We start from the raw sequence: 16,723 nt of genomic DNA on the forward strand, positions 1-16,723 counted from the left end.
TTAAAGCAACTTATTTAAGTAACTTATGCTTAAGCAAGATGATATCCCGTTGTGGGAAGCCATCGAGCGTCATCACTAAGCGGTTTGACTCTGGGATATACGTCATAGAGCCAAAACCGCTTAAGCTCGAACGGGGAACCCTTAGGAGTGATGTCAGCTGTTGATTGCTCGCCTCCCAAAAATTCAGTCGCTGCTCGTTACCATTACTCGATTTAAAATACACCCCGTTTGCCGTAAGCACCCAGTTATTACCTGCACGGAATACTTTGCTAGGGATTAACTCTCGAACCTGCTCAGGCTGCGTTAGATCAATCTGCCAGAGTCCATTCACCCCATAACGGCTAAATACAAATTCGTTAGCCGATTTCGCAAATCCCACAGCCATAGTCAGAGGACTGATCACTTTTGGTGTACTGTTATCTAAATAAAACTCCGTGATGCCATCGCTAGTCGATGCTAATACGGCAGTGCCCTGCCAATTCCAACTGGGGCGACCGTGATTGTGATAACTCGAGGCTAAGGCAGTAATGTTTTTATTGGCTAAATCTAAAATAAAAATGCGATTACCTTCATTGCGATCATCGGGGGCGATAAAAGCTATTTTAGAGCCATCGGGAGACCAACGCGGGTAAGCTACGCGCGACTTGAGATGAGTATGTTGCTCAAGTTTTTTGCCGTTTATATCTGACGCCCAAATCTCGTTATAGCCAGTCTCACTAGAGACAAATACTATCCGTTTCGCCTCGGGGGAATAATCGGGATTTCGGTGGCTGATACTAGAATACAGGAGCGGAAACAAACTGCCAGATACCGACTCCCCAAGGGAAAAATACGCCATTTGGAATTGACGACGATACTGGTGATAAACAAGCTCACCTTCCTCTGATACACTGCTGGGATAACTCATTCCCTCCACATCGAGAGATTGAATATGCGTGGTTGCAATATCGATAGTAAAACCGTTGCGACTGCCGGAATCTTCGGTGGCAAAAACCAGCGACTGGCTATCAGGCGTCCAACTCAAGCCGCGAATATCTTCTAGTCCGTGGGTTAAGCGTTTCTCACTGGCACTGGCTAAATCCCGAATAAAAATATCTTCCGAGATATTACTAAAGCGTCTCGCTATTGCCAGCCAACGACCATCAGGACTGAAGGCTAAATCTCGGTCTTCATAGTTACAGTGCACTTCGCAGGATAATCTTTCAGCCTTAGCGTAAGGTTGCACCAAAGACAAACGGTAGATACCACCCTCCTTACCCGCCTCAAGGGAGGAGACATACGCAAGATATTGGCCGTCAGCAGAAATATCTATTGCCGCCATATCGGTCGAGCAAGGCGCTAAGGCGAGGGTTTCATTGGTTGCAAGGGTTAACTGAGTAATTTGGCACTCTCCAGTTCCCTGAGTTCGGGAGGCAAAAAACAACTTAGTGTCATCTAAACTCCACACTGCGCGAAGCTCTGCCGATGTGGAAGGCGTTAACTGACGGGCGGGGATGTCTTCACGTTTAAAATCTTTAAGATACAGACTAGAAGTAACGCCAGGACGACTCGCACCATACACTAACCAACGCCTATCGTGGGATAACCTAGGATAACGCTCCGATCCCGGATCTCTGGTCAGCACTGTCATTTGGGTCTCTGTCATCCGCTGTTTATCTTGGTACAGGTGCACGCCAATCAATAGACCAACAGTCACGATGACCGCCCCCATCAATATCACCATAAAATGCAGTCGTCGCATCGTATGCTGTAACTTCGCCTCAGTGATTTGGAGTTTATCGATGTCGGTGTCATCAGAAATGTCGTAGACAGGGGGCAATAAGAGGCGGTACCCAGCCTTACGCACGGTTTCAATCACACCACCATCCTGTTCGAGTGGCGACAATTGCTGCCGTAAATGCCAAATCGCATTAGTGAGTGCCTTAGTTCCTACGTAAACATTGCCCTCCCACACTTTTTCGATCAACTCATCACGGGTCACCACATTAGGATGACGCAAGGCAAGATAGCTAAGCACTTCAATAAACTTAGGTTGAAGTGACACCTTAGCGGCTTCATGTTGGGACGTTTCATCCGCCTGCGTTTGAAATGAAATTGAGTTATCGGAAGGGTCAATGCGACAACTTCCTAAGCAAAAACTCAACTTATTCTTATCCTTCATTTTTCTCACACCTGAGTTATTGATCTTTTTATGGTTAGGGTAATGAGTGCATCATTCGGTTAGATACTACCTAAGACTTAGCCCAGTTAGCAAACGAATGAATTAAACTAACTATATAAAATTCAAAATATTAGCTCGTATAAAATCTAAAATAGAGATTTAAACAATATAGAATCGAGTCGAGGCGGGTTGCGACAAAGCAACAGATTGCTTACAACTGTATGACCAATAAAAACTTATGCGTCAACGTCTTACTCCTGTTACAAATTATCTGTGCGGGAGTTATGCACTTTGTTAGGGACCCAAACATGCTTCGTTTAGCCTTGATTTGCATCGGGATGATGTTATGTCCAATTTTTACCCCACAGACCTTAGCACAAGACTACCAAAAACCTTCCTCTGCATTGCAGCAAACCATTAACCACAGTACCAGCCTCACGACACGGCTTTCAAACGATCACCAATGGTTAGCATTGCTCAGCCCTATTTCGGCTCCCAGTATTACTACGTTGGCCATACCAGAGCAGAAACTCGCGGGGTTACGTATCGCAGCAGATCAATATTTACCCAGCCGTATTAGCAAACGCTACCACCAACTCAGGCTAATTAATATTCAAAACAATCAGCAGCGAATGATTAGCTTGCCCGGCGGCCATGATATTACTGAGCTGCAGTTATCCCCCGACAGTCGCTATCTGTCCTATGTGAGCCTAACGCCAGAGGGCGGTTACTTATATGTTTACAACCTCGCTCAAGATAGCCACAAGCGCCTATCAGACAACCGATTGAATGGAACGATTAGCCTTGATTATCAGTGGGCTAACAATAACAGTCTGCTCGCTCGCTTTGTGGTAGCCTCCAATGCCAACGCAAGCATGGCTCAGGCCGTTTACGCACCGAAAACCAAGGAAACCTCGGGCAAACAAAGCCCGCAGCGCACCTATCAGGACTTATTGAAAACCAGCGCTGACAAACAACGCTTTAGCCAACTGACGACCAGTCAATTGGCCCGAGTGGATTTAGATGGCAAGCTGACAACTATCGCCGCGCCGGGTATTTTTGAGGATTTTTCGGTGTCACCCGATGGGCGCTATATTTTAACCCATCAGCTCACCGCGCCCTTCTCAACCCAAGTAAAGTATTATGATTTTCCAACCTTAACAGAGATTTATAATCTTGATGGCCAACGCATAACGCAACTGCACCAAAGCCAGAGTGGAGAATCTAAGCCCCAAGGAAGAGACTCTGTGCTCCCAGGCCCACGCCAGTTCCATTGGGTTCAAGGGCGCAGCGCAACCTTAGCCTTTACCGAGGCTCAAGATCAGGGCGATAGCCAGCAGGAGGCGCCGCTACGGGACAGTCTATGGCAACTCGATGCCCCCTTTACCCAAAAGGCCAAACTCATCGCCAAAACGCCTTGGCGGATCATCGATATCGACTGGGCGGAGAACAACATCGCCTTAGTGACCCAGCGCAATAGCAAAGCACAGTTACTGCGACTGAGTAGCCTAGACACCCGCCTTGGAGAAAGTAGCCTACAAACGTTGAACGAGCGTAATCTGCGCGATAAATATCAAGAGCTTGGAACATTCTCCAGAGAATATACCCAAGGCAAAGGGCATGTGTTCCGCGTGCAGCAGGCGCAAACTACAGGGCTTATTCACTACGGCCAAGGGGCATCGCCACAGGGGGACAAGCCTTTTTTAAAGCGTACTTCATTACTGACGGGTGAATCGTCACTGCTTTGGCAATCAGCAACCCAGCGATTAGAGTCGGTGCGCTATGTGCTCAATCTTGAACCTTTACAACTGATTATCAACCGTGAAAGTCCGACTGAACCACCGAGCCTTGTCTTAATCGATGGTGCAAAAGAAAGTGTGCTCTACCAACAGGCCGATGAACTGAGTGCGTACCGGGGGATGCAGAAGCAGTTGATCACCTACAAAAGAGCCGATGGAGTGCCCTTATCGGGAACGCTCTACCTACCCGCTAATTACAGCAAAAAGCAAGGCACCTTACCCGTGTTGATGTGGGCTTATCCGCGAGAATTTAACGATCCCGATGTTGCCGGCCAAATTAGCTTTAGCGCCAACCAATATCCCACCATCAGCCCAAGAAGCCCAATTCCTTTGGTGGCCGAAGGCTTTGCAGTATTTGATAAAGTCTCTATGCCTATCATCGCCCAAGAAGGTAAAGAGCCCAATGACACCTTTCGCGAGCAACTTATTGCCAACGCACAGGCGGCTGTCGATACCTTAGTCGATTTAGGTATTGCCGATCGCAAGCAAATTGCCGTTGGCGGTCATTCCTACGGGGCCTTTATGGTGGCAAATCTGCTAGCCCATACGGATTTATTCTACGCAGGTATCGCCCGTAGTGGGGCTTATAATCGCAGCCTAACGCCATTCGGTTTTCAAAATGAAGAACGCACCTACTGGCAAGCTAATGATATTTATCAGCAAATGTCACCATTTAATTATGCGGATAAGATCAAATCGCCTTTACTGCTTATGCATGGCGAAATGGATCAAAATTCAGGTACATTCCCGCTGCAATCTGAGCGCCTGTTTGATGCGATTCAAGGGGGGGGCGGCAAAGCGAGATTAGTCGTCCTTCCCTTTGAAGGACACAGTTATACAGCTAAGGAGTCCTTAGAACACTTATTATGGGAACAAAGCCAGTTCTTAAAGGCGAATTTACCCTCCAAGTAACTTGTCATTCAATGCTGTAATGAATCGATAAGTTCGCATTACCGCTTAACATATTGCCAAGATAGCTCCCAACGATACCCTAGCGGCATACATACTCGCCGCTAAGGGTAATATCAGTTCATACCATCAAGCCTGTAAAAACATTAGCTTAAAGTGTATTGTTGAACCTACACCATTTTGCCCCCAGCCCCAACTTAGCTGACCTGCCGAACTCGCTTAGCTAAAACTTTTGCGTAAACTCCCCGTTAAAACCGCTTAATACCAATCGAATTAAATATCTGTTCATTCAGCGGAAATTCAACGCGCTTTAGACAAGGCGAAGGCTTGAAGGCATAGTGGTGCTCTGTCGAAAGCCTTAAACGCAGTATAAATCGCGTTGCCATACAGTGAACATCAGCCGCCCTTTGGGAGCCACACAGGCATCCCACTCCGGTGTTGCATTGACTTAAAAGGGAATAACCATTTCTGCGTCAATGCGCCTTGGGTTGAAATGCCAGTGAGGCTCTGAACTGATTAGAGATTTAATGTGATTGGTATAACTATCTGAAGGAACCATAGCCAACAACTGTTCCTTTCTTGCTTAAGCCATTTAATTGCCAATAAAAAAACCGCATGCAGGGAGCCACATGCGGTTTAACCAACTTAAGTTAACTGACCTTTAGAACTTAAGCTCTGCACCTAGGTAGGCATAACGCCCTACACCACCGCCGTAGGCACTGCTGTAGTTACCATTACCAGTTTCAATTAAGTCGCCACCATCAGCCACCCAAGGTCCTTGGTTGTCGAAAATATTACGTACACCACCATATAAACGTAATTCAGCCTGACTCACGTCCATGGTGTAAGACACTGATAAATCATGGGTAATATACGAGCCATAGAACAGGAAGGCTGGCGTTTCAGGGTTTGCAACTGCACTGGCATCACCTGCATCGAGTTTGGCCTGGTTCTTGGCTTTCTCCACATTCCATTCTTCAACTCTATCGTGACTATCAACCATAGCGCTCTTATACTTCGCGCTCCAACGCACACGCCAATCATCGTTACTCCAGCTTAATGAAAGCGTGCCTCGGTCTTCAAAAATCCCGCTGGAAAGTTCACCAACATAATCATCTTCAACTAAACCATCGACGTTATAGTAGCTTGAACTGTATTCCAATACATGAGTCCAGTTGGTTTTTAAGCTGAGTTCACCGTATCCGTCCAATTGCCACTCGTAGGCCATAGCGAAATCGATACCACGAGTAACGATGTCATTCAGGTTCCGTTCCTGCTGAATAATCTGGGTGATTTGGCCCTCAGTATCGCGAGTGATAGCCTGACAGTACTCATTATCAGCTCCATAGGGATTACTCGAGTTATAACACTCAGCCAGAATATCCTCATTGCTTAATGAACCAATCGCATCAGCAACTTTAATATCGTAGTAATCAACCGCTAGGTTAAAACCTTCAAGGAAGGCTGGCGCCATGGTAAAGCCTAAGGTATAGGTATCCGCGGTTTCTTCGGTCAGGTTTTCATTACCCGCGTTAGGAGAATACTTTGAACCACTTACCGCTTTGAAAATGCCAGTGCTAGCAATGGCCGCTGCAATACCAGGATCGAGACGGCAGCTATCATGCCCAGCGCCTGTTGAGGTTGCCGTTACACCATTACAAATATCGCGAATACTGTCGTAATCACCACGGGGTGGAGAGATAAGTTCAGTGATATTCGGCGCACGTTGTGAACGTGAGTAGTTTGCTCGTAAAGCATAGTTGGCAATGGGTTCCCACAGTATGCCGGTACGGTAGCTCGACATTAAATCAATGTTTTTCTGACTGTAATCCGCAAGACGCAAGGACACATCCACATCCAGCTTATTAGCGAAGCTCATATCCCTTAACAAGGGTAGATTCGCCTCACCAAAGGCTTCCCATACGGTGACATCACCTTCGAAGGGAGGAACGTCGTTAAAGGTGATCGCATCGCCACGCATCGTCTTATCGGTATCCACAGCCTGCGTATCACGGCGATACTCCATACCGAATGCCGATTGCACGCCACCCGCAGGTAGCTCAAACAACTCGCCAGAAATAAATCCTAATGCATTGAATTGAGTGATATCGGTGTTGATGTAGGGATTGGCGCGGATATAGTCCGCCCCTTCTTTGCTGATTGAGCCTTCTCCAAAGATATTGACGGGCACACAGCCTTCAGCTCTGGCTTCTTCGCTGGCACATTGAATAGTCACACCATCGGCTGCATATTCGGCATCGAGCGCATATTTCAGGCGACGAATGCTGATCTCATTGCTACGGCGTTGACGCTGTTCGAACTGACCATAACCTACTGACGCATCCCAGGTCCAAGTTTCAAACAAATCTCCCTGTAAACCCGCCCAAGTACGCAGCGTAGTACGCTCGTTATCACTTTCAACAGGCCCTACTTCTTCGAAACGACGATCCCAACTAATACTCTTACCCGCTGTCGCGGCGATCTCTGCTGGTACATAAGGATTATTCGGTGAAATACTGCCCGCAGAAATTTTCCCTGGTAATCCGGTGATGGGATCGATGTACAACTCAGCATCGTTATAGTCTTGACCTTCAGCATCGGTACGACGAAACGCGGTGTTACGGCTAAATTGCACTTGCGCATTTGCGCGCACACTTTCACTAAGGTCATAGTTTACTTTGACTGCAGCAGCTAAAGTATCCTCAGGAACTTTTAATAAACCCGTGGTAAAGCCGTTATAACCATCACGCCCTTCTTTAAAGCCAGCTTTAAGTTCAGTGCCGTCGTACCACCAAGCATCAGAGTTAAAGCGGCCGCCAACGATGTCGTTGCTGCGTGATCGCCAATCGTCAGGAGTGATATCGCGCATACACTTATCACCATCGACTGTGTTCATGGCATTGCACATTTGCTTTAGATCGTAGGCAAAGTTTGATTCATACAGGGCTCGCTCCCTGTCTGTGGCGAATAACCCATGCTGTTTATCATAGGTAGCACTGGCGTAAATGTAACCTTTATCACTATTAAAATCAGCACCATAGCCAGCATCAACTGTGGTTTCTCGGCCACCACCTTCTGTCGTTTCACCACCACGGGCATTAATCTCAAACCCAGTCTTGTTTTGCTGGGTGATAATATTGACCACACCCGCAATCGCATCGGAACCATACACAGCCGACGCCCCACCGGTAATGATTTCGACCTTATCGACCATCGCCGCCGGAATCGTACTTAAACTGACGTAGTTACCACTGTAACTGTTAGAAACAACCCGACGACCATCAATCAGGGTTAAAGTACGATCCGTACCTAAGTTACGTAGGTCAATGGTTGATAGGCCGGTATTTTGCACACTCGATTGGCTATTGGTGCTGCTAACCCCTTCGGCCAAGGCCGGAATTTGGTCAACTAAAATATCCGCCAATGAGCCAATACCGCTATCGGCAATATCCTTGGCATCTAAGCCCTGTAAAGGCGTACTTAATGAAAAACTATCTCGCTTAATCCGCGACCCCGTTACAGTGACCTTTTCTATGCCATCATTTTTATCTGCGGCTGCGGTTTCAGTTCGAGTCGCATTTTCCTTAACTGCTTTCACTTCTATCGGTTCGGCAGCCCATGCTACCGAAGGAACAATACCAAACATTGATGCTTGTATTGCTAGGGTCAATAGTTTCTTCTTCATCCTTCCCACCTTCACTTTGAGACATCGCAAACCATTTTTGTTGTTGTTTGGCACTGTTACTTGAATTAATCCAAAAGCCTTAGTCAGCGATTTTTCTTCAAGGACTTTGGTCTAATCATGGCTAGCAACACAGAAACACATAATTAACATTCAAGTAACTCAACCCTTTTACTTTGCCTAGTAATGAGCGACAACGAAATACCCCTCGTTTATTTCCCCGTTTTATATCTATTAAATATCTATTTATTTATTTTCAATAACTTATAAGAATAACTCAACGGCTTGATACGCAAGAGGTGAGGGAAAAGCAATCCCTCAATCACCAGGTTGCCATCTATACAATCTATGCAGGTAAAAAAACAAAAATGGCTAATACCCCAGAAAATCCGCTCATTGACGCAATAAGCCATGATCAAAAATGCACAATATGAAAACCCATCTATGCTTGATCACAGTTATGCCATGTAAACGAACTAAAGTGATTGTTAACTAAGCAGTAAAGACACAACACTCTGATTGTGATGGCCAGCTTTGGCATGAACAATCTGGGCGTGCAAAACTTTAATTAAGGGAATGGTTATTTATCTAGCTAAACTTAACCAGCGAGATAAACAAGGGTTTATGTAATGGCGTCAAAAGCCACACAGACATAAATCGACTAAATAGGAAATCAATCAATGAATATGTCACAAAAAATGGCGGCGGAATTTCTTGGCACCTTATGGTTAGTCCTTGGAGGCTGTGGCAGTGCGGTAATTGCCGCTGCATTTCCCGAGGTGGGCATAGGCTTACTCGGTGTCGCGCTCGCATTTGGCTTAACAGTTCTCACTATGGCCTTTGCGATTGGCCATATTTCAGGTTGCCACCTTAACCCAGCGGTGTCATTCGGCCTTTGGGCTGGCGGACGTTTTCCAGCGGCAGAATTATTGCCCTATATCATAGCCCAAGTCGCGGGCGGGATTGCAGGCGCGGGTATCTTGTATCTTATTGCTTCTGGTCAGGAAGGATTTTCACTTGCGGGTGGATTTGCCTCTAACGGTTTTGGTGAACATTCACCGGGTGGCTACAGCATGCTGTCGGTCATGATTTGCGAAATCGTTATGACACTGTTCTTTTTGATCATTATTTTAGGTGCCACCGATGAACGCGCGCCAAAAGGGTTTGCCCCGATTGCCATAGGTCTAGGCTTAACCTTGATCCACCTTATCAGTATTCCAGTGTCCAATACTTCGGTAAATCCTGCTCGCAGTACAGGTCCTGCGTTATTTGTCGGTGACTGGGCGGTATCGCAGCTCTGGTTATTCTGGGTAGCCCCGATTGTCGGCGCCATTTTGGCAGGCTTTATCTATCGCTACTTCCGCGCGGCAGAATAAACATCGAAGATCTAACACAACAGCGCCCTCTTGGCGCTGTTGTTCTTTTTCTAATCCCGCTCTAATGTTACCATTTAGCCAACTGGTGAATTTGCTGTGCCCTAGGTTTTTACATTAGAGACACAACAGGCTTCGCCCTATTCAAGCAAAAGAGATATTTTTCATGAGCAAGACTGTTAAAACCCTCGCTGAGACAGCAGCAATGACACCAGAAGCCCGTTACGATTACCTCGTTGAGCAAGTCAAAGAACATAAAGTTCTTTGGACATTACAAGACCAAGACGGTTGCGTAATGCTGACCACTGAAGAAGAAGATTGCATTCCAATGTGGCCAACCGAAGAAGCGGCTGAATCTTGGGCTGTGGATGAATGGAGCGATTGCCAAACATTAGCGATCCCATTCGATGAATTTCACGAAAGATGGGTGCCAGGCATGGAAGATGACGACCTGTTCGTTGCCGTGTTCCCAGTATTAGATGATTTAGGTGTGGTTATCCCACCTTATGAGTTAGATCAACGATTAGCGCCTAAGCAAAGCCATTAATCTCAATCGCTAAGCGAGAATGTCTATGAGCGAGCAAGAATCGGCGATACCGACACCTAAGGCTGACGCGGCCGTGAGTTCACGTTTACCCAAACGACTGATTGCCCTGCTGCTAGTGTATGTTGTTGCGTCCGTGAGTGGCTTAGTCGCTAAACAAGGCGTGTTATTTTGTCTACTGACACTCTTGATGGTGATTGCCATTATTGGTCGACAAAAGGCGGCGCTTATTATGCTGCGTGGCTACACAGTCGTGCAGCTTGGCTTGATTAGCATGCTGCCAGTGATCATGTACGATCCCGGCAATTTAGTGGTAGGCCCAACGACGGTGCATTTAGGTGAATGGCAGGGTAAACTGCCTGACTATGTGATTTTTATCGCGTTAATCATCTTGTCATTACTGCAAGTCTGGATCGCTTTTGATAAAAAGGTAAAAGCGTGGTTTAAACCTAAGCTTAACCTGAACATCATGAGTTAAGTTCATAGCATACTGAATTTTGCCCAACAAAAAGCCGTCATTGCGACGGCTTTTTTGCTCTCACTTCACACCTTAAAAGCGCTAAGTGAGCAGTCTTTATAGAGAAACTCTTTACACAGAGACAATCTTTATACAGAGAAACTGGCACCACAGCCACAGGTCGTGGTTGCGTTAGGGTTTTTCACGAAGAAGCGAGAACCTTCGAGTCCTGAAGTGTAATCCACTTCACCACCGACTAAATATTGTAGGCTCATAGGATCGACAACCAAGAGAACGCCTTGTTTTTCTATCGTAAAATCGCCGTCATTGACCTTTTCATCAAAGGTAAAGCCGTACTGAAATCCAGAACAACCACCACCAGTCACATAGACTCGTAGCTTAAGTGCAGGATTTTGCTCTTCTTCCAGCAAACCTTTCACCTTAGCGGCTGCCGCATCGGTAAATTGGATTGGCATTGCTGTATCAGCTTGATCAGTCATTACTACCTCTTACATCAGTTTTCTGGGGCAAATTATCCTTTACCTGACTGTTTTGTTCAAGTATTACCCGTGGTTCTTTTTCACCCTGTAATAACTCAGGGGCACTATAGACATGTTCTGTCTGCGAATTCTTGGTCCAGCGGCTCGAAGGCACCAGCACTTTGACTTTCACTTGCTGTAAACTAAAGCCTGCAGGAACAGTGACCTTGGTATCTATGACCTGAAAATAGCGAAAATCAAATTCCAACTTAGAACCCGTGAGTTTGTTCACACTCAAGCTAACGGATTTACCCTCCTGCACGCCAATTAATGTCAATTCGACTCGACCTTGAATCGCTTGCTTGCGCTTTTGCAGCTGAGTTAATACCAGTTTGAGATTATACTCATCAGCTAAAACGCCCGGCGTCATTTCAAGTCCGTGGATGGCGACACCTTCGGCATTATCATCCGGTGTCATAATGCTACGGTAAAACGCCAGCTCATGTTCCAATTCTTTTTGCTTTTTCATCTGCTGGCCAAACATATCTTGCATTTGGGCGTTAGCCTCACGCTCGACGGACAGCTCTAAATTTCGGGTCGCTAGCAATTGGGTCTGTGTTTCTAATTCAGCACTCAAACGTTGGGCTTTGCTGCTGATGTGTTTAACCACGGGCTCATCACTGCTTAGTAGCAGAAAACTTATCCAAGCCCCAAAAAGAATAGAAACTAACACTAAAAGCGATAAATACACTGAAGATGGACGATACTTGAGATCCATCACTTGCAGCCGATCTAGCCAACGATGATAATTTGGCATTAGGTAACAGCCCCTTATATAAAATACAATCAACTCAAGAACGAGTTCGATACAATACAACTCAGGCCAATGCAGTGCAATTAACGATAAATAAAGTCGCTATTCAACATGCCATAGTCACAGCCAAAAAGTATTTAACCAATGAGCTACGTGACCATTTATCCCAAGCGAGGATCAGTGCACAACTGTGCATACTGGCACTGCTGTTTGCCATTTTCGCATCCTGCGTGATCTTGCTGTTTCGACTCTTGCTCGTTTGGGCCAATCATTACACCCAAATACAGGCGCTGGATTTTACGGGGAACGTCGCCGACTGGCGAGCCCTGTTACCACTTTTAGGCGCAATATTAATTTGGATTGTGGCTAAGCTAGGCTCCAAACGTTATAAGCGTATGGGAATAGCCTATGTGTTACATAGAGTTAAACTGCACTACGGTAAAATTCCGCTGCAATCTGCCGTAGGGCAATTTTTTCAAGCACTATTCGCCCTCGGCACCAATTTCTCCGTCGGCCGTGAAGGTCCTGCTATTCATCTGGGCGCTGTCAGTGCCAGTTTTCTCGCCGAAAAATTCAATCTTCCCGATAACAGTGTGCGCATTATGTGCGCCAGTGGCATTGCCGCAGGGATTGCCGCGACCTTTAACGCGCCTTTGGCGGCAGTGATTTTTGTTCTCGAAGTGATTGTCCGCGAATATAAAGTCCATTACTTCTTCCCGATTATGCTCTCCGCGATTTGTGGCGCGGTTTCAAGCCAATTAGTGTTTGGTAATGTGCACGAATTTGACCGTATTCAAGTGATCCACATTCCCTTAGATCACTACCCTATTCTCGCCATCGGCGGCGTAGTATTGGGCTGCGCTGCGGCGCTGTTTAATTACTCACTCTTAAAAGTCACCGCGACGGGGCAAAACTGGCCACTCATCTACCGACTATTATTGGCGGGCAGCGTCACCACACTAATCGGTCTAGTATTACCGCAAGCCCTTGGTACGGGCGATCTCGCCATTAGCGAAGCCATTAGTCAACATCCAAGCCTATTGCTGTTAATCGCCCTATTATTTGCCAAAATCATTGCCACTATTGCGGCGATTGGCTTAGGTATCCCCGGCGGTTTGATTGGTCCACTCTATGGTATCGGCGCGCTGCTCGGCGCGATTTTGGCGCTGATCAGCGCCATCTTATTCCCGTCAATCGCCCCTTATGTAGGGCTTTACACTGTGATCGGCATGACGGCCATGATGGGCGTGTGCTTAAGCGCGCCGCTGGCGGCGTTAGTCGCCCTGCTAGAAATGACCAATGATGCCAGTATTATCCTGCCGGCGATGTTTGTGACTATTCCCGCATTTTTGATTGCCTATCAAGGCTTTAAGACTAACTCTATTTTCTTTAAACAATTAGAAATCATGGGGCTAGGCTATAAAGTTGCACCAGTGAATTTAGCGCTGCAGAAAAAAGGCGTGCGGGCCTTGATGGATAAACGCTTTGTTATCGTCAATAACAACGATGAATTGTTACTCGAAGTGCTTAAACGCGCCGAAGGTCGACCTGTGCTGGTTCGCAATGCCGATGGCGTTATCGAAATGCTCAGCCTTGAAATGCAATCCTACGATGACAGTACCACACTATCGCGCCATCCCATGCAAGGCTTAAGCGACAGCACTACGCTCAATGAAGCCTATTTACTCTTGTCACCCAAGCGCAGCGGTGAGGTGTTTATCTATCAAGATACGCCCGATAACGTGGTCGGAGTGATCAGTTGGTCGAACCTGCAACAGGAAATTCGCTTAGGCCAAGCCTAGTGCCAATTAATAACATCGATTTAAAACCTGATATCAATTTAAAATCTGATAGTGATGCAAAACCTAATATCGATGCCAAACCTTGATACCAAACCTAAGGCGGCAGATTAAAAGCTTTGGGCTTCATCGCAAAAATCTAACACAGTGGCAATGTGGCTATTTCGTTGCCCCTGTGCTTCTGCTACAATCGCGCCTCAGCCACCCTACATAACATCAGGGCAGATAAGCGCGATACCGCAGCTTAAAATGCCCCCTAGCAAATTGGAAAACAGGCTGATGAATCAGTTCGAAGGATCCCATATCCTCTCCGTAAACCAGTTAGATCTTGACTCAATCCAAACTATTTTTAATGTCGCTAGCCGCATGATGCCCTATGCACTTCGAGAGAAGCGCAATAATGTGCTCGATGGCGCCATTTTAGGTAACCTGTTTTTCGAACCCAGTACCCGTACCCGCGTGAGTTTTGGCTGTGCCTTTAACTTGCTCGGCGGCCATGTGCGTGAAACCACAGGTATGGCGTCATCGTCTTTATCTAAGGGTGAGTCCCTGTACGATACGGCGCGGGTGTTATCTACTTATTCTGATGTGATTGCCATGCGCCATCCTGACTCTTATTCAGTAAAAGAGTTTGCTGAAGGTAGCCGCGTCCCTGTGATCAACGGCGGCGATGGTTCGAACGAGCATCCGACCCAAGCTCTACTCGATTTATACACTATCCAAAAAGAACTCAAGTGTGCTGGCCGCGGTATCGATGGCATGCATATCGCTATGGTCGGCGACTTAAAATTTGGCCGTACAGTGCATTCACTGTCACGCTTACTCTGCATGTATAAGAACATCAGTTTCACACTGATTTCACCTGCTGAATTAGCGATGCCTGATTATGTGATCTCCGACATTGAAAATGCTGGCCATAGCATCAAAATAACCGACCAGCTTGAAGGCCATTTAGATAAAGCAGATATTCTGTATCTCACTCGCATTCAGGAAGAACGCTTCCCTTCACAGGAAGAAGCTAATAAGTATCGCGGCAAGTTCCGCTTAAATCGCAGTATTTACACTCAGCATTGCAAATCTAACACAGTCATTATGCATCCGCTTCCAAGGGATTCACGTGCGCAAGCCAATGAGTTAGATAATGATTTAAATAGCCATCCCAATCTTGCTATTTTCAGACAGGCGGATAATGGGCTGTTAATTCGCATGGCTTTGTTTGCATTGACACTCGGCGTTGATAATCAACTCGAAAAATATGAGTGTCCGGTTAATTGGTATTCACGTAAAGCCGATCGCTAATTGGCTACAGACTTTAAGGACTAAACATGACCCGTTCCGAAGCGCTATTTGAACAGGCTAAAAAAACCATCCCCGGCGGCGTTAACTCTCCGGTTCGTGCATTTAATGGTGTAGGCGGTTCGCCCCTGTTTATTGAAAAAGCAAACGGCGCTTATATTTACGATGCCGATGGCAAAGCTTATATCGACTATGTCGGTTCTTGGGGCCCGATGATCCTCGGCCACAACCACCCTAAAATCCGTGCAGCGGTATTAGCGGCTGTAGAGAATGGTTTGTCTTTTGGTGCGCCAACAGAACTTGAAGTGCAAATGGCCGAGAAAGTCATCTCTATGGTGCCTTCTATCGAGCAAGTGCGCATGGTGAGTTCAGGTACTGAAGCCACTATGAGCGCCATTCGTTTAGCACGCGGTTTTACTAATCGTGACAAGATCTTAAAATTCGAAGGTTGTTACCACGGCCATGCGGATTGCCTGTTAGTTAAGGCAGGTTCTGGTGCTCTAACCTTAGGCCAACCTAGCTCACCCGGTATTCCAGAAGATTTCGCCAAGCACACCTTAACGGCTGTGTATAACGACTTAGATTCTGTCAGAACCCTGTTCGAGCAGTATCCAACTGACATTTCTTGCATCATCATCGAGCCCGTTGCTGGCAACATGAACTGTATTCCACCTATCCCAGGTTTCCTTCAAGGTCTGCGTGATATTTGTGATGAGTTTGGTGCGCTGTTGATTATCGATGAAGTGATGACAGGGTTCCGCGTATCACAAAGCGGCGCTCAAGGTTACTACGGCGTCACACCAGACTTAACCACGCTTGGTAAAGTGATTGGTGGCGGTATGCCAGTGGGTGCCTTCGGTGGTCGTAAAGATGTGATGCAGTTTATCGCGCCTACGGGTCCGGTTTACCAAGCGGGCACGTTATCGGGTAACCCCATTGCGATGTCTGCTGGTCTAGCGCAAATGGACGCCCTATGTGAAGCAGGTCTATACGAAGAGTTGAGCGCGAAAACCAAACGTATCGCCGAAGGTTTTAAAGCGGCGGCTGACAAGCACGGTATTCCAATGGCGATCAACTATGTTGGCGGCATGTTCGGTTTCTTCTTCACAGAACAAGCGGAGATCACCCGTTTCGACCAAGTCACAAAATGCAATATCGAGCAGTTCCGTACTTTCTACCACGGCATGTTAGATGAAGGCGTGTACTTGGCACCGAGCGCCTATGAAGCTGGTTTCTTGTCTATGGCCCATGGCGAAGAAGAACTGCGCTTGACCTTAGAAGCGGCTGACCGTGTATTAGCGAGCATGAAAGCGGCAAGCTAAACCTAGATTTTAGGGTTACTGCACCTTAAAAATAACCAAGGGACGCAATAGCGTCCCTTGGTTTTACTGAGATTTAGCTAGCTTTATG

At 46.7% G+C, this 16,723-nt stretch carries 11 protein-coding genes; 7 read left to right on the plus strand and 4 right to left on the minus strand.

All coding sequences use genetic code 11. From position 1 onward, the window contains the following. Positions 1-10: 10 nt before the first annotated feature. Entirely contained in the window at positions 11-2,161 is a 2,151-nt protein-coding gene (locus Q4Q52_RS01705) for a winged helix-turn-helix domain-containing protein (RefSeq protein ID WP_311989679.1), read from the minus strand. A 308-nt stretch (positions 2,162-2,469) separates the two neighbouring features. Between Q4Q52_RS01705 and Q4Q52_RS01710 the strand changes: the two genes are divergently transcribed. Continuing rightward, positions 2,470-4,872 carry a prolyl oligopeptidase family serine peptidase gene (locus Q4Q52_RS01710; RefSeq protein ID WP_311989680.1) on the plus strand — a complete coding sequence of 801 codons (2,403 nt, stop codon included), beginning with the start codon at positions 2,470-2,472 and terminating at the stop codon, positions 4,870-4,872. 658 nt (positions 4,873-5,530) lie between these two features. Here the strand turns inward: Q4Q52_RS01710 and Q4Q52_RS01715 are convergent. Further along, positions 5,531-8,554 (minus strand): TonB-dependent receptor domain-containing protein, encoded by a 3,024-nt coding sequence (locus tag Q4Q52_RS01715; RefSeq protein WP_311989681.1) that lies wholly within the window; start codon positions 8,552-8,554, stop codon positions 5,531-5,533. A 677-nt stretch (positions 8,555-9,231) separates the two neighbouring features. On the opposite strand from Q4Q52_RS01715, the gene aqpZ reads away from it, so the two are divergent. The 3 genes from aqpZ (at position 9,232) to Q4Q52_RS01730 (ending at position 10,946) form a co-directional block, all read left to right on the plus strand. After that, positions 9,232-9,927 (plus strand): aquaporin Z, encoded by a 696-nt coding sequence (aqpZ, locus tag Q4Q52_RS01720; RefSeq protein ID WP_006080745.1) that lies wholly within the window; start codon positions 9,232-9,234, stop codon positions 9,925-9,927. Between the two features lie 163 nt (positions 9,928-10,090). Continuing rightward, the gene (locus Q4Q52_RS01725; RefSeq protein WP_006080744.1) at positions 10,091-10,471 is read left to right on the plus strand and encodes a DUF2750 domain-containing protein; all 381 of its coding nucleotides are present in this window, start codon (positions 10,091-10,093) and stop codon (positions 10,469-10,471) included. Positions 10,472-10,496: 25 nt separating this feature from the next. After that, positions 10,497-10,946, plus strand: coding sequence for a hypothetical protein (locus tag Q4Q52_RS01730; protein ID WP_311989682.1), 450 nt, complete (start codon positions 10,497-10,499; stop codon positions 10,944-10,946). Between the two features lie 128 nt (positions 10,947-11,074). Here the strand turns inward: Q4Q52_RS01730 and erpA are convergent, their stop codons facing one another. Both erpA and Q4Q52_RS01740 read right to left on the minus strand, forming a co-directional pair. Further along, a complete protein-coding gene (erpA, locus tag Q4Q52_RS01735) occupies positions 11,075-11,425 on the minus strand; it encodes an iron-sulfur cluster insertion protein ErpA (RefSeq protein ID WP_006080742.1) in 351 nt (116 codons plus the stop codon). Beyond that, positions 11,418-12,221 carry a DUF6776 family protein gene (locus Q4Q52_RS01740; RefSeq protein ID WP_011846148.1) on the minus strand — a complete coding sequence of 268 codons (804 nt, stop codon included), beginning with the start codon at positions 12,219-12,221 and terminating at the stop codon, positions 11,418-11,420. Before Q4Q52_RS01740 ends, erpA begins: the two co-directional genes overlap by 8 nt. Positions 12,222-12,295: 74 nt before the next feature. Between Q4Q52_RS01740 and Q4Q52_RS01745 the strand changes: the two genes are divergently transcribed. The 3 genes from Q4Q52_RS01745 to hemL all read left to right on the plus strand — a co-directional run bounded on the left by Q4Q52_RS01745 (position 12,296) and on the right by hemL (position 16,635). After that, complete coding sequence (locus Q4Q52_RS01745; protein ID WP_006080740.1) at positions 12,296-14,020, plus strand: chloride channel protein; 1,725 nt, start codon at positions 12,296-12,298, stop codon at positions 14,018-14,020. Between the two features lie 276 nt (positions 14,021-14,296). After that, positions 14,297-15,316, plus strand: coding sequence for an aspartate carbamoyltransferase (locus Q4Q52_RS01750; protein ID WP_113940696.1), 1,020 nt, complete (start codon positions 14,297-14,299; stop codon positions 15,314-15,316). Positions 15,317-15,342: 26 nt separating this feature from the next. Further along, positions 15,343-16,635: a glutamate-1-semialdehyde 2,1-aminomutase gene (gene hemL, locus Q4Q52_RS01755; RefSeq protein WP_311989683.1), complete on the plus strand. Its 1,293-nt coding sequence runs from the start codon at positions 15,343-15,345 to the stop codon at positions 16,633-16,635. Positions 16,636-16,723 lie beyond the last annotated feature (88 nt).

It is taken from the genome of Shewanella sp. SP1S2-4 (genome assembly GCF_031932075.1).
GTDB lineage: Bacteria > Pseudomonadota > Gammaproteobacteria > Enterobacterales > Shewanellaceae > Shewanella > Shewanella baltica.